Source organism: Haloterrigena sp. KLK7 (genome assembly GCF_037914945.1).
Lineage (GTDB): Archaea > Halobacteriota > Halobacteria > Halobacteriales > Natrialbaceae > Haloterrigena > Haloterrigena salinisoli.
Window position 1 is genome coordinate 3,127,664 of the sequence record NZ_CP149787.1, and the last position, 20,503, is coordinate 3,148,166.

Consider the following 20,503-nt stretch of genomic DNA (forward strand, 5'->3'; position numbering starts at 1 on the left):
GGTCGGCACGCGGCGTCCGACCGAACTGCCCCCGTCGGGGGAGAACGACGGTACCATCAGATGGCACTCGGAAAATTCCTGGTGAAACGGCTCCTTCAGGGCGTGTTCGTCGTCTGGGGAGTCGTCACCGTCATGTTCACGCTGCGGGCCGTCTCGCCGGGCGATCCGGCGAACCTGATCGTCGGCGAGGCCGCCGACCCGCACCTCCGCGAACAGGTCAGGGAACAGTACGGGCTGAACGAACCGATACACGTCCAGTACGCCGACTACCTGCAGGGGATCGCCGTCGGCGACTTCGGCTACTCCTTCCAGTCGGGTCGACAGGTCGAGGCGATGGTGATCGAACGGGTCCCGGCGACCCTCGAGCTGGCGGTCGCGGCGACGATCATCGCGATCCTCATCGCCGTGCCGCTGGGCGTGATCAGCGCGTCCCGTCGGAACGAGCCCGCCGACTACGGGGCGACGCTGTTCTCGCTGCTCGGGATCTCGACGCCGAACTTCTGGCTGGGCCTGATGTTGATCCTGCTTCTCGCCGTGCAGATCGGCCTGTTCCCGACCGGTCGACGGCCGGTCGGTCTCGTGGAGGCCCTGACGGCCCTGGTGACGACCGGCTACGCCACTGGGCTCGTCACGTGGCTCAAACACATCATCCTGCCGGCGATCACGCTGGGAACGTACTTCACGGCCCTGATCACGCGACTGACGCGCAGCGGGATGCTCGACGAACTCGGCAAGCCGTACGTCGACGCGACCGAGGCGAAGGGGTTGCCGGCCGCGTTGATCCGATACAAGCACGTCCTGCGGAACACGATGATCCCGATCGTGACCGTCCTCGGCCTCCAGTTGGGGACGCTGATCGGCGGCGCGGTCATCACGGAGACGGTGTTCAGCTGGCCCGGTCTCGGCGATCGACTCATCCAGGCGTTGAACGCCCGCGACTGGCCGCTCATGCAGGGTATCATCGTCTTCATCGGCATCTCCTTCGTCCTGATCAACATCGTCGTCGACGCGCTGTACGCCTCGCTCGATCCCCGGGTGATCGACGAATGATCCCCGAGCGACTGCGATCGAACCTGAAGCGGGAGTTCGACCGGAGCCTGCTGGCGAAGCTGGGGTTGGTGCTCCTCGTCGGCGTCCTGCTCACGGCGGTGTTCGCCCCGATCATCGCGACCCACGATCCGACGCGGACCGGCTACGTCGACGAGAACGGCAACGAGTACCCGCCGCGGGGCGCGGCGTACACCACGCAGATCGGCGAGGACGGCGAGTTCGTCGAGGTCGAGGTCGAACCGAACGAGGAGCACCTCCTCGGGACGAACAACATCGGTCAGGACGTCTTCTCCCGCTTCGTCTACGGCGCGCGGACGTCGCTGCTGGTCGGACTCCTCGGGACCGGACTCGCCGTTCTCATGGGCGTCCCGTTCGGCCTGATCGCGGGCTACTACGGCGGCCGCGTCGACGACGCGATGATGCGGATCGCCGACGTGATGCTGGCGTTCCCCTCGCTGGTCCTCGCGCTCGCGTTAATCGGCGTCTTCGGCACCTCGGGGATCAGCGTTCCCGACCCGATCGTGATGGCGGGGTTGGCCGACGGGATGCCCGAGAGCACCGCCATCCCCGGCACCGTCACGATCGTCGTCGCGCTGGTCACCTGGGTCTGGTTCGCCCGCGTCGCCCGCGGCGAGGCGATGTCCGTCCGCAACGAGGAATACGTCAAGGCGGCCAGGAGCGTCGGCGCGAGCGACCGGACGATCCTCCGCAAACACGTGCTGCCGAACAGCCTGACGCCGGTGATCGTGCTCGCGACGATTCAGGTCGCCGCGGTGGTCCTGCTCGAGAGTTCGCTCTCGTTTCTCGGCTTTTCGGGGACGACGCTCTCGTGGGGCTACGAGATCCAGCGCGGGCAGGACTACCTCCGAACGCGATGGTGGATCGCGACGATTCCGGGGATCGGAATCGTCCTGTCGGTGATCGCCGTCAACCTGTTGGGCGACTGGCTGCGCGACGCGCTCGACCCGAACATCGAAGGTGAACGAGGATGACGACAACCGACGACATACTTCGCGTTCGCGACCTCTCGACGCGGTTCTTCACGCAGGAGGGACAGATTAACGCGGTCTCGGACCTCGACGTGCGGATCGAACGCGGCGAGGTCTTCGGGATCGTCGGCGAGAGCGGCAGCGGCAAGAGCGTCACCGCCCGCTCGATCATGGACCTGGTCGAATCGCCCGGTCGGATCACCGACGGGGAGATCTGGTTCGACGACGCCGAGCTGGCCGATGCGGTCGTCGACGATCACCCCGATGCCGTCGACGGAACGTTCGTGAATCTGCTCGAACTCCCCGAACGCGTCCGTGACTCGCTTCGGGGCACCTCGTTCGGTATGATCTTTCAGGATCCGGAGAGCAGTTTCAATCCGACGCTGACGGTCGGCGAGCAACTCGCCGAAGCCGTCGAAGTCCAGCGCCGGGCCAGCGCGAACCCGCGGTCGACGCGGGCCCGGACCCGAGAGTACTCGCTTGCCTCGTACGCGCTCTCGACGGTGCTCCCCTCGAGGAAGTACGTCACGCCGGAGAGCCGCGAGCGGGCGATCGAACTGCTCGAACTGGTCGGCATTCCCGACCCGGTCGAACGAGCCGACGAGTACCCCCACGAGTACTCCGGCGGAATGCTCCAGCGGGCGATGATCGCGCAGGCGCTGGCCGGCGAACCCGACGTCTTGATCGCCGACGAACCGACGACCGCGCTGGACGTCACCATCCAGGCCCAGATCCTCGATCTGCTCGACGACTTGCAGGCCGAAACCGGCATGACCATCCTGCTGATCACCCACAATCTCGGCGTCATCGCTCGGATGTGCGACCGGATCGGCGTGATGTACGCCGGCGAGATCGTCGAACGGGGGACGCTCGCGGACGTCTTCGACGACCACATCCATCCGTACACCGAGGGGCTGCTCGGGTCGATTCCCGACCTCGAGGGTGCGCGGGGTCGCCTCGAGCCGATCCCCGGCAACGTGCCGAGCCTGCTCGACGAGGAGCTGGGCGACCGGTGTCACTTCGCCGATCGCTGCCCGAAGGCCATGGCGGACTGCCTCGAGCATCCGCCGGAGTACCCGGCCGCGGGAAGCGACCACCACGAGGCGCGGTGCGTCCTCGCCGAGACGGCGTACGACGAGACGCGGGCGTTGCCCGAGGGCTACTTCGGCGAGACGGAGCGACCCGCCGCCGACAAACACGCCGGGCCGGAAGAACCCGACGAGGAACCGCCGGAAGAGCGGTCGCGCCCGCCGACCGAGACGACCGGAGGTGAACACCAGTGAGCGCCGGCGACCCGCTCGTCCGCGTCGACGACCTCCGCAAGTACTTCTGGGAGAACGACTCGCTGCTCGACCGGCTGTTCGGCGACGAACCGGTCCCCGTCCGTGCCGTCGACGGGGTCAGCTTCGAGATCTACGAGGGAGAGACCCTCGGCCTCGTCGGCGAATCCGGCTGCGGCAAGTCGACGGCTGGCGAGACGATGGTGCGCCTTCTGGAGCCGACCGACGGCCGGGTCGAGTTCGACGGTGAACCCGTCTTCGCCCTCGAGGGGGACGCCCTCGACGCGTTCCGGCGCGCGGTGCAGATCGTCTTTCAGGATCCGTTCTCGAGTCTCGATCCGCGGATGACCGTCGGCGATATCGTCAGGGAGCCCCTGGACGTCCACGGCGTCGGCACCGAGGGAGAGCGACGAGACCGCGTCCGCGATCTCTTAGAGCGCGTCGGCCTCTCGGCCGACCAGTTCGACCGCTACCCCCACGAGTTCTCCGGCGGACAGCGCCAGCGGATCGGCATCGCCCGCGCGTTGGCCGTCGAACCCGAGTTCGTCGTGCTCGACGAACCGACCTCGGCGCTGGACGTCTCCGTCCAGGCGCAGGTGCTGAACCTGCTCGACGATCTGCAGGACGAGTTCGACCTCACCTACCTGCTGATCAGTCACGACCTCTCGGTGATCCGGCACGTCTGCGACCGCGTCGCCGTGATGTACCTCGGCGAGATCGTCGAAATCGGTCCCGTCGACGAACTGTTCGAGGCGCCGAAACACCCCTACACGCAGGCCCTGCTCGAGAGCGTTCCCAGGGCGTCGACCGACGAGCGCGAGCGCGACCGAGAGACGCTGGCCGGCGACGTCCCGTCGCCGCGGGACCCGCCCAGCGGCTGCCGGTTCCGGACCCGGTGCCCGATGGTGATTCCGCCCGAAGGCCTCGATATCGAACGGGAGACCTACCGCGAACTCATGACCCTTCGCGAGCGGATCGAGCGGCGGGACGTCTCACTCGAGGCCGTCGGCACCGACGAGCGGTTCGATATCGACGGCGATGGCGCAGCCGACGAGGACGTCCCCGCCGCGACCGCGGCGCTGAAGGAGCGGTTGCTCGAGACCGAGTTGCCGCCGCGTCACGAGGCCGTCGTGGACGAGGCGCTCGCGGAACTCGCCGCGGGCAACTGGACGGCCGCCGCCGACCGGTTACGGGCCGAGTACGAGAGCGTCTGCGAACGGGAGGCGCCGGACCTCGACGACGGCTCGCATCCGGTCGCCTGTCACCTCCACGGAGCGGCCGCCGAGCGAACGGACGACCCGCGTTCGTGGACGTAATCGACCGCGGCCGAACTGCGCGGCTCCGGCCGGTCGCGATCGACCGGTGCTATCAGTCGGTGATAGCGGACAGCGGCCCGCCGTCAGCGGGTTTCGCGACGGCGTGGACCGACTGGTCAGCTGATCGCCCCTATCTGTGTTGGCAGTAGGTGTAATATGGCCGGACGCCTTCATCGAGTATGAACGACGCGAACGCCACCCGGATGGAAGCGGCCTGCTCCCTTCTCGCCGAATCCGAACGTCGGTTCCTGCTCTACCAGCTCGCCGAACACCGGGGCGCGAACCTCGAGGACGTCGTCACCCGGATCGCCGCCTGGGAATTCGACGTCCATCCGGTCGAGATCGACAAGGAGGACCGACAGCGGGTCTACGTCTCGCTGGTACACAACCACCTCCCGCGGCTCGCCGACTACGACATCATCGAGTACGACCTCCGAAACGGCGATATCGTGCTCGCCGAGGGCTTCGACGACATCAAGCCGCTGCTCGAGCAGTTCCGCCAGACCGAGGAGGAACCCGAGATCCGCGAACTGCCGTCGCTCTGAACGTCTGAGCACCGCACCGCCGCTTTTGTCGTATTGAGGTCGTCCGCTCCGTCCGAGCCCGTCGGAGGGCCCCGATTCCCGCTCGTCGAGTCCGATTTCGAATCGAAACGCACAGAATCGTGCCGACGAGACGGCCGATATGAGTCGGATTCGCGATCTCGTTCGGTTTCTCGCTCTGGCGACCGTCTGGGGGTCCGCGTTCGTCGCGATCAGCGCCGGCCTCGACCACTTCCCGCCGGTGTTGTTCGCCGCCTTCCGATACGACGTCGCGGGCGTCCTGATGCTCGCCTACGCCGCGTTCGCGGTCGAGGACTGGCGGCCGCGCGGCCGCGGCGAGTGGTCGCTGGTCGCCGTCGGCGCCGTTCTGCTGATCGCGGCCTACCACGCCTTCCTCTTCGTTGGCCAGCAACACACGACGGCGGCCGCGGCCGCGATCGTCGTGAGCCTCTCGCCGGTGCTGACCACTGGGTTCGCGCGCCTGCTCGTCCCCTCGGACGCGCTCTCGCCGGTCGGCGTCGGCGGCCTCCTGATCGGTCTGCTCGGCGTCGGCGTCGTCGCGCGCCCCGACCCCTCGAACCTGCTGTCGGTCGACGTCGTCGCGACGGGACTCGTCTTCTGTGCGGCGGCCGCGTTCGGACTGGGGAGCGTCCTCACGCGCCGAATCGACGCCGCGCTCCCGATCGAGACCATGGAGGCCTGGTCGATGATCGTCGGCGCCCTCCTGTTACACGCCGTCAGCCTGGCGCTCGGTGAACCGCTCGAGCCGTCGGCGTGGACCCGTCCCGAGGCGCTCGGCGCGCTGGGCTACCTGTCGCTGGTCGCCAGCGCGCTCGGCTTTCTGCTCTACTTCGACCTGCTCGAGCGGCTGGGCGCCGTCGAGATCAACATGGTCTCCTACGTCGCGCCGATCGTCGCCGCGCTGGTCGGCTGGCTCTACCTCGGCGAGGTCGTCGACGCGACGACGACGCTCGGCTTCGGCTTCATCGCGGTCGGGTTCGTCCTCGTCAAGCGGCGGGCGCTGCGCGAGGAGTTCGGCCACGCGCTGGGTCGGCTCTCGAGCGAGTGAAAGGCGGGTGAAAACAGCGAAAACGGCGAAAACGGGGCGTCCAGCCCGACGGCGCGGTTACTGGAAGCCGATGCGACTGTCGCGGCGACCCGTCGGGCCCGGTCCGCCCGATCCGCCGCCCTGGAACTCCTCTTCGATCTGCTCGTAGTAGTCGAGGATGTCGTCGGTGATCGTCGGCCGGACGTTCTCCATGGCCTGCCGGAAGTGGCGCATCTCGACGATATCGGCCTCGTGGTCCTCGCGAAGCGCCTCGATGGCCGCCTCGCGGGCGATCGACTCGAGGTCGCTGCCGACGTAGCCGTCGGTGATCTCGGCGATCTCGCGCAGCGTGACGTCCGCGGCCAGGGGCGTGTCCTGCGTGTGGATCTCGAGGATCCGCTCGCGGCCGTCGACGTCGGGCTCGCCGATCATGACCAGCCGGTCGAACCGACCCGAGCGCAGGAGCGCGGGGTCGATCATGTCCGGCCGGTTGGTCGCGCCGATGACCATGACGTTCTCCATCTCCTCGAGGCCGTCGAGCTCCGTCAGGAGCTGGTTGACGACCCGCTCGGAGACGTTCGAGCCGGTCTCACCGCCTCGGCCCGGCGCGAGCGCGTCGAGCTCGTCGAAGAAGATGACCGTCGGCGAGACCTGTCGCGCCTTGCGGAAGGTCTGCCGGATGGCCTTCTCCGACTCGCCGACCCACTTCGAGAGCAGCTGCGGGCCGCGCACCGAGATGAAGTTGGCGTTGGTCTCGTTGGCGACCGCTTTCGCCATGAGCGTCTTCCCGGTGCCCGGCGGCCCGTACAGCAAGACGCCGGCCGGCGGATCGACCCCCAGTCGGTCGAACCGCTCGGGGTTCGAGAGCGGCCACTCGACGGACTCCTGGACCTGCTCCTTGGCGGTGTGGAGTCCGCCGACGTCGTCCCAGGAGATCTTCGGTAACTCGACGAGCACCTCCCGCATCGCCGAGGGTTCGACCTCGTTCAAGGCGCCGCGGAAGTCCTGGCGCTTGACGATCATCCGGTCGATCAGGCTCGGCGGGATGTCCTCCTCGTCGAGATCGATCTCGGGAAGGTACCGGCGCAGGGCCTTCATCGCGGCTTCCTTCGTCAGGCTCTCGATGTCGGCGCCGACGAAGCCGTGGGTCTCGTCGGCCAGGTGACCGAGGTCGACGTCGTCCGAGAGCGGCATCCCGCGGGTGTGGATCTGCAGGATCTCCTCGCGGCCGACCTCGTCCGGGACGCCGATCTCGATCTCGCGGTCGAATCGGCCCGGACGGCGCAGGGCGGGGTCGACCGAGTCCACGCGGTTGGTCGCCGCGATGACGATGACCTGACCGCGGGACTCGAGGCCGTCCATCATGGTCAGCAGCTGGGCGACGACGCGGCGTTCGACCTCGCCGGTGACGTCCTCGCGTTTGGGTGCGATGGAGTCGAGTTCGTCGATGAAGATGATCGACGGCGACTCCTCGGTCGCGTCCTCGAAGATCTCGCGTAACTGCTGTTCGGACTCGCCGTAGTACTTCGAGATGATCTCCGGGCCCGCGATCGAGAAGAAGCTCGCGGAGGTCTCGTTGGCGACGGCCTTCGCGAGCAGGGTCTTCCCGGTGCCCGGCGGCCCGTGGAGCAGGACGCCCTGCGGGGGCTCGATGCCGAGCTTCTTGAAGATCTGCGGGTGTTTCATCGGGAGTTCGACCATCTCCCTGACCCGCTGTATCTCGCTCTGTAAGCCGCCGATATCCTCGTAGGTAATGCCGCCGCCGGTCTTCTCGAAGCCCGAGATGGGTTCTTCGCGAAGCTCGACGTCGGTGTCCTCGGTGATGAGGACCACGCCCTCGGGTTCCGTCTCGACGGCGATGAGCGGGATCGCCTGGCCGGGCGACCGCATGAATGGATGGTTCGTCGAGGACATGACCGGGACGATGTCGCGACCGACGACCGGCCGCTTGAGGATCTGTCGTTTCACCATGCCGGCGGCGTCGGAGCCGAACTGGACCGACGCCTCTTCGGGGGGCGCGAGGGTGAGCTTATCCGCCTTCGTGGCTTCCGCCTTGCGGATGGTTACTCGTTCGCCGATCCCCACGTCGGCGTTCTGACGGGTGAACCCGTCGATGCGGACCGTATCGGTGTTCCAGTCCTGCCGGTCGGCGCGCCACACCTTCGCGGCCGTGGTGTCGGCGCCTTCGATCTCGATGATGTCGCCCGGACTCAGCTTCAGATGCAACAGCGTGTCCGGGTCGAGTCGGGCGATACCACGACCCGAGTCGTTCGGGTACGCCTTCGCAACCTCCAGTTGAACTTCGTTCATGATTCGGGATGGACGGCGATGTCAGTGATTCCGCTTCGTGAGCGGATAGGTTTTTTGCTAGCCTTCGTCGTTGCCTGTGCCACTTGATACCACATCTAACTGGTACGGCAGCGTACATAGATGTACCGGCATCGGTCGGTTTTGGTGGTACCGACACCGCCTGGCGGACCAGCCTACGACCGGGCACTCCGACGGCGGGTTCGCGGCGAGAAGATGCCTTTTTGATCGCTCCTCCCGGCGACCTAGCCATGCAAGTCCTCGCGTTCGACGGCCGCATGGGCGCAAGCGGTGATATGATCCTCGCCGCCTTGCTCGATGCCGGCGCCGACCCCGACGTCCTCGAGGCCGTGACGGACGGCCTCGCCGTGGAGTACGAGATCGACGAGACGGTCAAGTGCGGGATCTCGTCGACGACGGTCGACGTGTTCCTGACCGACGATTCGGCGACGGATCCCAACGGGCACGATGCGGACGAGGCGTCTCACGGTCAGAACGCCGATGAGGCGGACCACGGTCACGACGACGATCATGCCGGCCGCGATCACGACGGGAGCGACCACCACGCACACGAGCACGGCGACGACGGCCACGACCACGCCCACGAGGACGAACGGTCTGACGGAGACGGCGTCCGCGCCGAGGGCCACGGCCCCCACCGGAGCTACCGCGAGGTCCGCGACATCGTCGCGGGGATGGACCTCGAGCCGGCGGTCGAACGCGACGCGCTCGCGATCTTCGAACTGCTCGGCGAGGCCGAGGCCGACGTCCACGGCGAGTCCATAGAGGAGATCCACTTCCACGAGGTCGGTGCCGACGACGCCATCGCCGACGTGGTCGGTGCCGCCCTGCTCGTCGACGACCTCGAGCCCGACCGGATCGTCACGACGCCGCTCGCGACGGGCGGCGGCAGCGTCTCGATGAGCCACGGCGAGTACCCCGTTCCGACGCCGGCCGTCGTCGGGATCGCCGAACGCGCGGACTGGTCGCTTCGCGGCGGTCCCGTCGACGCCGAACTGCTGACGCCCACCGGCGCGGCGATTCTGGGTCACTTCGCCGACGGCGTCGACGCACTTCCCTCGCTCGACCTCCACGGAGTGGGCTACGGCGCCGGCGGCTACGACCTCGATCCACACCCCAACGTCCTCCGGGTGCTGGTCGGCGACGGCGGCGGCCGCGGCGAACTCGTGAAGGACGATATCGCCGTCCTCGAGACGAACCTCGACGACGCGACCCCGGAGGTGCTCGGCGGCCTCCAGGAGACCCTTGCCAACGCGGGCGCGCGTGACGTGTCGATACTTCCGGCGACGATGAAGAAGTCCCGGCCCGGCCACCTCGTCAAGGTGATCTGCAAGCCCGCGGATCGGAAACGGGTGGCTCGGGCGCTGGCCGAGGAGACGGGCACGCTCGGCGTGCGGGACGCCGGGGCGACCCACCGCTGGATCGCGAATCGGGCGTTCGAGACGGTCGAACTCGAGATCGACGGTGAGCAGTACGTGGTCGCTGTGAAGGTCGCGAGCGACGCGGACGGCGAGGTCTACGACGTCAGTGCGGAGTACGACGACGCGCTCGGAGTGACTCGAGAGACGGGGCTGGCGGTTCGGGAGGTTCTCCGGCGGGCCGAGACGGTGGCCCGCGAATCGATCGAAATCGAGGCGAGCGGTGACGAGGGACGCAGCCGGGAGGAGTGAGACGGTCGCGAACGCGGTTCGGGACCGACGGCGCGGTCGCCCGTCGTCTCGCGACGTGGCCCTCGCGAATCCGCTCGACGATGGCGGCGATGTCCGGACCCGCGAGCGATACCGCGATCGGTGAGGATCACGCGGACATCCGGGACCTCTCGAGGGAGCGAACACATCGGGAGTCGAATTCGACTCGATATCTCGTCGTAAACCACTGGTAACGAGCTATTATGACGCCGTTCGTCGACGAAGCGAGAGAGTCGGTTTCGAAGAGATCCGTACGGAATTCGACGGTCCGGTCGATCAGACGTGTAAGATCGCTCGTTCGGTAACCGCCTGCTACCGGCCGCGAAGCGCGTGAATATCGACACTCATGAGAAGCTATATTTCAACTAGAAAATAAACACATATGCATTTTATAGTGTTCTAATTAGGAAATATATGACTAAAAGAAGATTTATAGCGACAGTCTCGAATCGAATTCAGTGTGGGAGACGAAAATATCACATTAACGGGGAACGTCTCGGATAGCGATATGAACGCGAGTATCGGACTCAAATTATTGCGAATGTCATCTTCTGGAATATAATATGAAGACGAACGTATATACGGCGCTCGGAGTCGCACTACTATTGATACTCTCGTCGGTAGGCGGCGCCGCAGTGTCGTCGACCACTGAAGGCGGTGTTTCGGCCGACTTCGTCGTATACGGTGGGGACATGACCGTGTCCGACGGAACCGTCGACGTCGGCGAGCGCGTCGGATTCATGGCCGACACGCACACGACGAACGCACGAATAACCGACCTCGAGTGGTCGTTCGACGACGGGACGACGAGTAACGGCTGGTGGACCGCTCACCGGTTCAGCGAACCCGGTACCTACAACGTCTCGTTGACCGCAACTGACAACACCGGCGCTACGGATACCGAAACGGTGACGATCACCGTACGCGGCGATCCGAACGAAACGAACGCGTCCGACGGGGACGTCGACGCGAGCGCCGAAACGGCGGCCGACTCCGAGTATCCCGCGTGGAACGAGAGCGACGTGTATCGCAGCGGTGACCGCGTCGTTTGGAACGGTGGTATCTGGGAAGCGCAGTGGTGGACCCAGGGCGACACGCCCGCCGATTCCCGCGTCTGGGAACACGTCGAGGATCTCGGCGGTGACGGAACTGGGGATCAGCAGGAAACTGACGGAACCGAAAGCGCCAACGAGACCGACGGAACTGAAAGCACCAACGAGACCACCGATACGGCGCCGAGCGACGGCGACGACGGCACCAGCGAACCCAACCAGTCCACCGGTGACACCGACACGGTCGAATCCGGAGACGACATGCGAGTCGTCGGGTACTACACGAGCTGGTCGATCTACGACCGCGACTACCAGCCGAGTGACGTGCCGCTCGACAAGGTCACGCACCTGAACTACGCGTTCATGGACGTCCAGCCCAATGGGACGGTCACCTACGGCGACGAGAACGCGGATCGGCAGAACCTGGCCGAGTTCCAGGAGCTGAAGGCTCGGCATCCGGACACGAAGATGCAGCTGTCGATCGGCGGCTGGTCGCTCTCGACGCACTTCTCCGACGCCGCAGCGACGCAGGAGAACCGAGAGCGGTTCGCCGAGTCGTCGGTCGAACTGATGCGCCAGTACGACTTCGACGGTATCGACATCGACTGGGAGTTCCCCGACGGCGGCGGTGCCGAAGGGAACAGCGAGCGTCCGGAGGACCCGCAGAACTACGTCTTGCTCCTCCAGGAGGTCCGCGAGGAGCTCGACGAAGCGGAACGGCAAGACGGAAAGGAGTACGAGCTGAGCGTCGCTGCCGCGTCGAACCCGCAGAAGACGGCACAGCTCGACGTTCCGGGGATCGCCGAGCAGGTCGACTACGTCAGCGTGATGAACTACGACTACACCGGCACGTGGAGCTCTCAGACGAACCACAACAGCAAGCTCTACTCCGCGTCCGACGATCCCAGCCCGGATCACTTCAACGGTGACGCCGGAATGCGAGGCTGGGCCGACGCGGGAATGCCCAAGGAAAAGCTCGTCTACGGTGCGGCGTTCTTCGGCTACGGCTTCGAAGGCGTTCCGGACCGGAACAACGGCCTCTACCAGTCCTTTACCGGACCGGCCGACGTCGGCTGGACCGTCGCCGACGGCGCGACCGACTACCGATCCGTTCAGGAACTGATCGACAACGATTCGTCGTACGTGCGGTACTGGGACGACGAGGCGAAGGTCCCGTACGTCTACTCCGCTCGGGACAACGTCTTCATCACCTACGAGGACCCCGAATCGATGGCCATCAAAGCCGAGTACGTCAAGGAGAACGGCTACGGTGGCATGATGTTCTGGGAATTCTACGGAGATCGCGACGAGACGCTGATCGACGTGATCGACCAGCGGCTCGGCGCGTAACTCGCCGATTACGGGAGTCGACAGCGTCGATTCGTGGCGCGCTTCCGTTCCGATATTTTCGGTATTCGCGCCTCGAGCGGTTGCGTCGACGGTGACGAAGTGATACCCTCGAGTCCCGGCCCGGAACCGCCGCGATGCCGCGCGTTCGACGGCGACAGTTCGATCCGCGGCCGTGGATACCAACCGTCGTCGGTGACAGAACGCTACCGATCGCTTCCCGTCCGGTAGCAACCGCGCCCCGGCCGGCAGCGAGTTAGCAGTTCAGGTACGCGCTCGGATCCTCGGCCTCGTAGATGACGTCGAGCGCACAGACGTTCCCGTCCCTCCAGGTCGGCGACCAGTCCTGGACGACCACCTCCTGATCTCGCTCGTGGAACGGCGTTTCGTCGAGGTAGTTCTCGTACCCGACCTCGCCGGTGAGATACCGATCGCCGCCGAGGTGGTCCGTGAGGCGAGCCAGGTACTCGGACGGATCGCCGGGATGCGCGACCGGGAGCTCGCTCGAGCGGACCACCGACGACTCGATGTCGAACCGATCGAACAGCTCGAGGAGGATCGAGATCGTGAGGTCGACCAGTCTGACGTCGGCCATCAGTTCGCCGGGTGCGACGCCCTCGAGTTCCCACAGCCGAGCCATCGAGAGGCGCTCGAAATCCGCCTCGTCGTCGAGAGACGCGCCGATATCGACCAGCAGCTGATTGCGCTGCGTTCGGAGACGGCGACAAGCGGTCTCCGCAGCGGCGAGCTCTTCCTTGACGGTTTCGGATCGAGCGATGAGAGCGGCGACGTCGGCGTTCGGATCCGTCCGCTTTCGGTCGGCGATCTGCCGTGCGAGGCGGTTCTTCCGCTCTCGAAGGTCTCGTAACCGCAACTCCTGCCGGCGGGTGCACAACTCGTCGTCTAACCGGAGACACTCGTCGACGAGTTCCGTCCCGACGTGACGAGCCACCTCGTCCCGTCGTTCTCTGAGCGTCTCGACGGCGACGGGACTCACACAGAGGCGTTCGTAAGTCGGTCGCCACTCATCGGCCGCGGCACCGTACTTCCCGCGAAGCGTCTCGATGTGTCGGACGGGCCACGGTGAAGACATGTCGATCCGCGCTTCGTCGATACGGACGTCGGTACTGGTGTGGCGAACCGGGACCGTGAGCCAGTTTCGGTCGTCGTAATCGATCAGGGCTCTGTGCTGACGGGAACACCGGGAAAATTCGATATCGTCGTAGATAACGAAGACGTCCGCTTGCTGTACGCGAGCGAGGTAGTGAAGTCGCGGGAAATACCGTGGTTGGTACGCCGCGACGGTCTGGTTCATGGGCACGAATAGTTATATGTCGTGTTAATAAATCCTCGCTCGTTTACAAGAGAAATCGCGCCTATACGTGAACGGAACGGCACGGGATCGAAGTTAAGTCCGTGTTGCGCCGGTTCTACCGGCGACGTTCCATGATCAGCTCGAACGGTTCGGCGGCGTAGAGGCCGACCTTTTCCCCCCACAGCTGGTTGTTGTTCCGGATGCTTCGCCTGCTACGGGGATGGGGACGCTCTCTGAGTTCGTCCTCGTAGATCGAAAGCGCGTCCATCTTCCGGTCGAAATGCTCGTCGATGTCGACGAACACGGTCGGCTGGAACGCGGTATCCGCGGTCGGCATCGCCCACTCGGTCGACGACAGCGACTCGAACGAGAGGATCCGATCGACGGTCGACCCGGCGAGCGGTCGGGCGGCCGTCCGGACGGCGCGCGCGGCGATCTGATGATCGATGTTGAGGTCGCCGTAGTAGTGCGTGTAGATCACGTGCGGTTCGAACGAGTCGAGTTTCGACTCGACGTCGCGGACGACGTCGATGAGCGCCTCGTCGTCGAGCTGATTCCCCCAGTAATCGAGTACGGTGACGTCCTCGAAGCCGAGCGAGTCGGCGACGGCCCGCGCCCGCTCCCGGCGGTCGTCGCGGCGCGCTCGAGCGGCGGACGTCTCCGCCTCGTACCGGGCCATCACACCGTCGTTGAGCATCAGTACCTCGACGTCGTCGCCTTCGGCGACGTGTTTCGCGAGGGTCCCACCGACCCCGATCACTTCGTCGTCCGGATGTGCTGCCACACAGAGTACTCGCATTCCTGAGAGGACGGGGGCGGCATCGGTATTTATCCCATCGATGGTTTCGACCGGCAGTCTCGGGCTTATTCGCGGGTCGCCCGCGTCACCGGTCGCAATTCGGGGCCGGATCCGGAGCCGCGCTCTGTGGGGCGGTAGACGAGGCGCCGTCGCTCCACCGAACGGTACGTAGAACCGGATAACGGACGCGAATCGGGCCGGTGGACCGATGGATGGCGTCGCACGGGCGATCGGACACGCGGCCCGGTGCGGACGGGTGGGAACGGTTCTCGGCCGACGGCTCACGTCGACCGAACCCGGGTCAATCACCCGATCCGCACGGTAACCGTTTCTTCCGCGGTCGGATCGGCGGCCGTCACGTGCGTCGTCTCGCTGGCGTCCCCCGCGCGCACCGTCACGTCGTGGTCGCCGAGAAACACGTCGGTACTGAACAGGCCGTCCGCGTCGGTCCGTCCGGACTCCTCCGTCCACCACTGGTCGAACACGAGGTCCGTGTACGCGTCGTACGCCGGCTTCTTCGACCAGTCCTCGCGAAACAGCGGGGCGTTGCCCTGCCAGTGGATCTCGTCCCAGAAGCCCCACATGACGAAGCCGTCGACGACCGGGTGACTGAACACCGTCTTCAGGAACTTATAGAGGTACTCCGCCTCGAGTTCCTCCGTCCACTCGTCACCCCACGCGTCGTACTCGGTGATCTGAATGGAATCGACGTGCTCGGCGAACCGGTCGAGCGTCGACACCAGTTCCGTCGGCGATCGCCGCTGGTCCGCCTTCCAGTGGTGACTCTGCATGCCGATCCCGTCCAGCGGCACGTCGGTTTCGCCCGCCCACGTCACGAGCTCTTCGAGTGCGTCCCGGTGATCGTCCCTATCGCCGGCGAGAACGTCGTACTCGTTGAGATAGAGGCGCGCGTCGGGATCGGCGTCGGCGGCCAACTGGAACCAGTCCCGGATCTTCGGCGCGCGGGTCGGCGGTTCGTCCGGGTCGATGAGATCGGTCATCTCGTGGAACCCGATCTGTTCGTTCAGGACGTCCCACTCGGTGACGTTCTCCGTCCCGCTGTGGTGCGAGACGATAGCCGAGACGTGCTCGTCGCTGCGGTTGTCGACGTGGTCGGCGTCGCCCTCGTCCATCGCCCTGATCACGTCGTCGGGGATGGCCCCCTGTCCGCGACGCTGCCAGATACAGGCGTGTCCTCGCATCTCGAGCCCGCGATCGAGGAGCCACCACGTCGCCGTTTCCGCGTGTTCGCGGTGTTCCGGGAGTTCCCAGAAGTTCCACTTGTGGCGGTTCTCGAGGACGGCCTTGTTGAACAGATCGGTGATCGCCGTTCGATACTCGTCGTCGGGGACGGACTCCGCGACCAGATACTCCGCGTTGACGGCGGTGCCGAACCCGAACGCGTGCCCGCTCATCTCGACGTCGACCGCCGCGTCCGCGATCGGTGCATCGTCCTCGTCGACGACCTCGACCGCGAGCGACGTCGTTCGGTGGTCCTCGATCCGCTCGTCGGCGTCGGTCTCCCACGAATCCTCGCTCTCGCCTCCCGCTTCCGGTTCGGTGTTCCCCTCGTCCGTTCCGTCGTCGCTCTCGGTGTCTTCGTCCCGCCGGAGGCCGACGCCGAGACCGGTTCCGAGACCGGCCAGTCCCAGTCCACCGAGAACGCCGCGCCGCGAGAGGCGGTCGAACGGACCGCGAGCCGAGTCGTCGCGGTCCGAATCGAGCCGGTCGGGCGGCCCCGACGACCGATCGTCGTTCGTCACCGTCTCTCCCCTCGATTCACGGAATCTCACCGTCCTTCAGTGACGATAACCAGTCGCCGGTCGTGATCACCTCGACGTTCTCGGCGTCGTCGACGTACTGAACCGTCTCGTCGAACTCGCTTCGGGAGATTCCCCGTCCGTCACCGACGCTGACGTCGTGGTACATGATCGGGATCACGCAGCCGTAGCGCTTCGCTCGATCGATCATCGTCCGAACGAAGTCGACGGCTTCGCCGTTGACGCGCCCGCAGAGCAGCGGGGACGTGATCCCCGCGCCGTACCCCGCAGTCGGTACCTTGAACGCGAGGTCGTGATACCGGGAGACGACGCCCACGTTTCCGTCGCTGATCTCGCCGTACGGGTAAATAACGTACTCGCTCTCGTATCCGTGCGCCGAGATCCAGTCCTCGTACCGCTGCAGCGTCGATTCGAGGTCCGCCGGATTCATCTCGGCGAACGTCTGCGAACCGTGCGGGTGGCCACACACCTCCCAGCCGTTGTCGACGAGGACGTCGAGCTGGGCCTGATTCATGTGCTCGTTCGCTCCGAGCTCGTCGATGATGACGCCTGCAGTCGCGCCGTAGCCGTACTCCGCGAGGGTCGGAAACGCGTTCCGGTACGCGCCCTCGTAGATATCGTCGAAGTGGAACAGGACGTAGCTCTCCGACGCCGTTTCCGTCGTGCGGAAGTCGTCGACGTACACCCGCGCCTCGTCGTTTCCCGTCCACACCATCGCGTCGATCGCCTCGATCGACGAGAGGTCGGGGTCGCCGGTGATCGCGTTGAGACCCAGGTCGTACCGGTGCCAGCCCCGAAGCGTTCGCTTCTCGACCATCTGGGCGAACCGGATCCCGTCGCCTGATCCGTCCCACATCGTCAGGGAGAACGGAAGCCTATCGCTGATCTCGGTCCGCGTGTCCCACTTCACCGCGACCGAGAACGCTCGGTCCGTGAGGTCCAGGGGTTCGTCGAACTCCGTTCGAGCGATTCCTTCCTGTTGTTCGTAATCGGTCTCGATGACCAGCGACCGGTCACCTCGCACGCTCTCGTCGCCGGTCGTTCGGACGGTCCCGCTCCACTCGAGCCACGCGTCTGGATCGTCGTTGAGTTCGTCGATCGGCGACCCCGCGTGCAACCGCTCGGTGACGAACGACGACTCGATCTCGTATGCGTTCGGATCGAACGAGAACCCCTCTCCTCCGCCGTCGGTCGGTGGAGTCGCCTCGTCCGACTCCGGGGAGCCCCACGAGAGGCAGCCGCCGATCGCGGCCACCGCCGCGCCGGAGGCGAGTCGCAGGCAGCGTCGTCGTGATGCCTCCATGGTCACTTGTTCCAGTTTCGTTTTCCTCTAAGCAGATCCGTCGCGACCCGCGCGTAGACGTACACGCCGACCGGTAACTGGGTTAGCCGAACGGGTACGGACACGAGCAACGACAGGAGCGTTATCTGGCGATGGGCGAACAGTCCCGCGATGAGCAGGTAGAGGCCGAGTTCGACGGCGACGACCGCCAGCAGTAGCTCGATCGGGAAGAGCCCGAAGACGGAGAGCAGTCCGGCGACGAGGAGCGCGGTCGGGTACAGCCCGTCGACGACCTGCGAACCGACGACCGCACTGAGCGTGCGTCGTCGATCGAACCATCCCGAGTCGTCGTCCTCGTCGCCGCTGTCCCGCTCAGCGGTCGCCTCCCGGTCCGGCGCCGACTCCGCCGAGCGATCGGCGGACGTCGGAACGCCGACCGATGGCGACTCCGCGTTTCGATCGGCCCGGAGGCTCGAGGAAACGGTCGATTCGTCCGGGCTCGCTCCCGGCGGTGGATTCCCGACGCGGCCGGAATCGGTCGGACTCGAAAATCCCCCGTCCGTCCCGACGGTGGTCGTCTCCTCCGCGATCAGGCCCGGTTCGTCGCGGGGGATCTCGTCGGTCACGTCGCCGGTTCGCGATCGGAGCCATCGGGAGAACACCCGGTAATAGAACGTGCTCTGGAGGAACGACGAACTCCACAGGTACGCCTGGTCCGCCATCGCGGCGAGGGTCGGCTCGACCGTCCGCATCGTCACGTCCGAGACCTGCACGTTCGCGAATCCGCGGTCGACGAGCGAGAATCCGATGAAGATGTCCTCGCTGTTGGTCAACTGGTTACCCAGCGAGGGCTCGAAGTCGTCGAACACCGATCGGAGGGCTCGACGATCGTAGAGTACCCCACAGCCCGCCGGAAACAGCGACGTCCTGATCAGCCGCATCTGGGCCTCCTTGAAGAAGCGCTGCTCGAGTGCGTACAGTACGCTCCGGTACTGTTCGACGGGCCATCGGGTGACGAGATACGACGGTCGGTCCCGCCCCAATTGATCGCGCTCGATCCAGTCCGGGACCGCCTCGGCTGGGGCACCGTTCGGGAACAGCGGTTCCAGGCTATCGCGGTGGAACGACCGCTTCGTCGACCGCGTATCGGGCTGTACGATCCCGAACGAACAGGCCACGTCCTCGGCTTCCTGCGCGGCGATCACCCGTTCGAGGTAGGTCTCGCTGACGAGATAGGTGTCCGCGTCGAGGACGAATATCTTGTCCGCGTCGCTGTTCCGGGTGATCTGTTTGAGACGCTTGGTCTTGCTTCCCCGGTCGGTGTGCCGGACGAAATCGATCTCGATGTCGACCTGCTCTCGCACGGATTCGACGACCGCGGCGGTCGCGTCCGTCGAGCCGTCGTCGACGACCGTTACCGCGTCCGGACGCACGGTCTGGCGCGTCAGCGACGCGATCGCGTACCCGATCGTCACCTCTTCGTTCAACGCCGGGATGAACACCTCTACCGTCGGCTCCGTTTCCGTTTCGTCGCTGGTCGGGAGCGGCAGCGGTGACTTGACCAGGTAGCCGTAGAGCCCGAGGATGACCGAGAGACCGGGGATGAACAGCACTGGGGACCGCATCGACTACACCTCGCGTGCGCGGGGGCGGTCCGACCGTTCCATCGCAGCGGCGATCTTCGCGATTCCGTCGGGCAGCGGTGTCCTCGGCGCGTATCTGAGGACGTCCCTGGCTTTCGTGATGTCCGCACAGCGTCGTTCCACTCGGTACGGGCGGGGATCCTCCGTGTGAACGATGTGGCCGCGACCGACGACGTCGACGGCGAACTCCGCGAGTCGACGAATGGAACACTCGTACCCGGTCCCGACGTTGAAGGTCTCGTTTCGACCGGCGGGCCCGAGCGATCGGATCGTCGCGTCCAGCGCGTCGTCGATGTACGTGAAGTCCCGCGTCTGTTCGCCGCTCCCGTAGACGGGGACCGAGTCGTCGGCGAGCGCGCGGCGGACGAACTTGGGAACGACGTAGCCGTCGGTCGATCCGTCCTGATTCGGCCCGTAGACGTTGAAGTAGCGAAGGATCGTGTACGGAATCTCGGCCGCTTCGCAGTACGATTTGACGTACCGTTCGTTCACCGCCTTCGCGACGGCGTAGTTCGTCTTGGGAGCGATCGGACCGTCCTCCCTGTACGGCGGTTCGAACAGGTCGCCGTACATCTCCGACGTCGACGTGAACAGGATCCGATCGACGGATTCTTCGACCGCCGCTTCGAGCACCGTCCTGGTCCCCTCGACGTTGACCTCGAGCGTATCGACCGGGTTGTCGAGCGTCCGCTGGACGCCCGCCATCGCGGCCATGTGAACGACAACGTCCTGATCGCGAACCGCGTCCCCGACGAGTCCGGCGTCGCGGATGTCCCCGTCGATGACCGAAACGTCGTCGATATCGTCGATATTGTCCCGCGAACCGCTCCTGAAATCGTCGAGAATCGTGACGTGCGCGTGCGGAGCGAGCCAGCGCGCGAAGTTCGACCCGATGAACCCCGCACCGCCGGTGACGAGTATCCGTCGACCGGCGAGTCGGTCGATCGATCCGATTCCGCGGGCCCGTCGATCCCGCTGGGCGGGGGCGGTCTTGGTAGCTATGCGATCGTCGTCACTGTGGGACGCGTAGTGCGCTGTCATGT

Annotated in this window: 15 protein-coding genes; 8 read left to right on the plus strand and 7 right to left on the minus strand. The window is 65.8% G+C overall.

The genetic code is table 11. The features are described 5' to 3' along the window. Window positions 1-60 precede the first annotated feature (60 nt). The 6 genes from WD430_RS15510 to WD430_RS15535 all read left to right on the plus strand — a co-directional run bounded on the left by WD430_RS15510 (window position 61) and on the right by WD430_RS15535 (window position 6,246). Window positions 61-1,050 carry an ABC transporter permease gene (locus tag WD430_RS15510; protein WP_339103325.1) on the plus strand — a complete coding sequence of 330 codons (990 nt, stop codon included), beginning with the start codon at window positions 61-63 and terminating at the stop codon, window positions 1,048-1,050. Further along, window positions 1,047-2,042 (plus strand): ABC transporter permease, encoded by a 996-nt coding sequence (locus WD430_RS15515; RefSeq protein ID WP_339103326.1) that lies wholly within the window; start codon window positions 1,047-1,049, stop codon window positions 2,040-2,042. Before WD430_RS15510 ends, WD430_RS15515 begins: the two co-directional genes overlap by 4 nt. After that, the gene (locus WD430_RS15520; RefSeq protein ID WP_339103327.1) at window positions 2,039-3,322 is read left to right on the plus strand and encodes an ABC transporter ATP-binding protein; all 1,284 of its coding nucleotides are present in this window, start codon (window positions 2,039-2,041) and stop codon (window positions 3,320-3,322) included. The genes WD430_RS15515 and WD430_RS15520 overlap by 4 nt, the downstream gene beginning before the upstream one ends. After that, window positions 3,319-4,635 carry an ABC transporter ATP-binding protein gene (locus tag WD430_RS15525; protein WP_339103328.1) on the plus strand — a complete coding sequence of 439 codons (1,317 nt, stop codon included), beginning with the start codon at window positions 3,319-3,321 and terminating at the stop codon, window positions 4,633-4,635. Before WD430_RS15520 ends, WD430_RS15525 begins: the two co-directional genes overlap by 4 nt. 179 nt (window positions 4,636-4,814) lie before the next feature. Further along, window positions 4,815-5,180, plus strand: coding sequence for a hypothetical protein (locus WD430_RS15530; protein ID WP_339103329.1), 366 nt, complete (start codon window positions 4,815-4,817; stop codon window positions 5,178-5,180). A gap of 139 nt (window positions 5,181-5,319) precedes the next feature. Further along, window positions 5,320-6,246, plus strand: a complete 927-nt coding sequence (locus tag WD430_RS15535) for an EamA family transporter (protein WP_339103330.1) — start codon at window positions 5,320-5,322, stop codon at window positions 6,244-6,246. Window positions 6,247-6,303: 57 nt separating this feature from the next. On the opposite strand, the gene WD430_RS15540 is transcribed toward WD430_RS15535, so the two are convergent. Further along, window positions 6,304-8,535, minus strand: a complete 2,232-nt coding sequence (locus tag WD430_RS15540; RefSeq protein WP_339103331.1) for a CDC48 family AAA ATPase — start codon at window positions 8,533-8,535, stop codon at window positions 6,304-6,306. A 248-nt stretch (window positions 8,536-8,783) separates the two neighbouring features. Between WD430_RS15540 and larC the strand changes: the two genes are divergently transcribed. Both larC and WD430_RS15550 read left to right on the plus strand, forming a co-directional pair. Next, window positions 8,784-10,223 (plus strand): nickel pincer cofactor biosynthesis protein LarC, encoded by a 1,440-nt coding sequence (larC, locus tag WD430_RS15545; protein ID WP_339103332.1) that lies wholly within the window; start codon window positions 8,784-8,786, stop codon window positions 10,221-10,223. A gap of 710 nt (window positions 10,224-10,933) precedes the next feature. Next, complete coding sequence (locus WD430_RS15550; protein WP_339103333.1) at window positions 10,934-12,643, plus strand: glycosyl hydrolase family 18 protein; 1,710 nt, start codon at window positions 10,934-10,936, stop codon at window positions 12,641-12,643. Window positions 12,644-12,896: 253 nt separating this feature from the next. Here the strand turns inward: WD430_RS15550 and WD430_RS15555 are convergent, their stop codons facing one another. The 6 genes from WD430_RS15555 to WD430_RS15580 all read right to left on the minus strand — a co-directional run bounded on the left by WD430_RS15555 (window position 12,897) and on the right by WD430_RS15580 (window position 20,501). Continuing rightward, window positions 12,897-13,955, minus strand: coding sequence for a WbqC family protein (locus WD430_RS15555; protein ID WP_339103334.1), 1,059 nt, complete (start codon window positions 13,953-13,955; stop codon window positions 12,897-12,899). 115 nt (window positions 13,956-14,070) lie between these two features. Then, window positions 14,071-14,739, minus strand: a complete 669-nt coding sequence (locus WD430_RS15560) for a PIG-L family deacetylase (RefSeq protein ID WP_339103335.1) — start codon at window positions 14,737-14,739, stop codon at window positions 14,071-14,073. A 320-nt stretch (window positions 14,740-15,059) separates the two neighbouring features. Beyond that, window positions 15,060-16,517 carry an endo-1,4-beta-xylanase gene (locus tag WD430_RS15565; RefSeq protein WP_339103336.1) on the minus strand — a complete coding sequence of 486 codons (1,458 nt, stop codon included), beginning with the start codon at window positions 16,515-16,517 and terminating at the stop codon, window positions 15,060-15,062. 16 nt (window positions 16,518-16,533) lie between these two features. After that, a complete protein-coding gene (locus WD430_RS15570) occupies window positions 16,534-17,838 on the minus strand; it encodes a polysaccharide deacetylase family protein (RefSeq protein WP_339103337.1) in 1,305 nt (434 codons plus the stop codon). A gap of 2 nt (window positions 17,839-17,840) precedes the next feature. Further along, a complete protein-coding gene (locus tag WD430_RS15575; protein ID WP_339103338.1) occupies window positions 17,841-19,442 on the minus strand; it encodes a glycosyltransferase family 2 protein in 1,602 nt (533 codons plus the stop codon). Between the two features lie 3 nt (window positions 19,443-19,445). Continuing rightward, a complete protein-coding gene (locus WD430_RS15580; protein WP_339103339.1) occupies window positions 19,446-20,501 on the minus strand; it encodes an NAD-dependent epimerase/dehydratase family protein in 1,056 nt (351 codons plus the stop codon). Window positions 20,502-20,503: the final 2 nt, after the last annotated feature.

What these genes read in the sequence shown, in the direction of transcription:
- WD430_RS15540 (WP_339103331.1), bottom strand. Translation starts at nt 8,535, where the DNA reads ATGAACGAAGTTCAACTGGAGGTTGCGAAGGCGTACCCGAACGACTCG.
- WD430_RS15570 (WP_339103337.1), bottom strand. Translation starts at nt 17,838, where the DNA reads ATGGAGGCATCACGACGACGCTGCCTGCGACTCGCCTCCGGCGCGGCG.
- WD430_RS15575 (WP_339103338.1), bottom strand. Translation starts at nt 19,442, where the DNA reads ATGCGGTCCCCAGTGCTGTTCATCCCCGGTCTCTCGGTCATCCTCGGG.
- WD430_RS15555 (WP_339103334.1), bottom strand. Translation starts at nt 13,955, where the DNA reads ATGAACCAGACCGTCGCGGCGTACCAACCACGGTATTTCCCGCGACTT.
- larC (WP_339103332.1), top strand. Translation starts at nt 8,784, where the DNA reads ATGCAAGTCCTCGCGTTCGACGGCCGCATGGGCGCAAGCGGTGATATG.
- WD430_RS15520 (WP_339103327.1), top strand. Translation starts at nt 2,039, where the DNA reads ATGACGACAACCGACGACATACTTCGCGTTCGCGACCTCTCGACGCGG.
- WD430_RS15510 (WP_339103325.1), top strand. Translation starts at nt 61, where the DNA reads ATGGCACTCGGAAAATTCCTGGTGAAACGGCTCCTTCAGGGCGTGTTC.
- WD430_RS15515 (WP_339103326.1), top strand. Translation starts at nt 1,047, where the DNA reads ATGATCCCCGAGCGACTGCGATCGAACCTGAAGCGGGAGTTCGACCGG.
- WD430_RS15580 (WP_339103339.1), bottom strand. Translation starts at nt 20,501, where the DNA reads ATGACAGCGCACTACGCGTCCCACAGTGACGACGATCGCATAGCTACC.
- WD430_RS15550 (WP_339103333.1), top strand. Translation starts at nt 10,934, where the DNA reads ATGACCGTGTCCGACGGAACCGTCGACGTCGGCGAGCGCGTCGGATTC.
- WD430_RS15530 (WP_339103329.1), top strand. Translation starts at nt 4,815, where the DNA reads ATGAACGACGCGAACGCCACCCGGATGGAAGCGGCCTGCTCCCTTCTC.
- WD430_RS15535 (WP_339103330.1), top strand. Translation starts at nt 5,320, where the DNA reads ATGAGTCGGATTCGCGATCTCGTTCGGTTTCTCGCTCTGGCGACCGTC.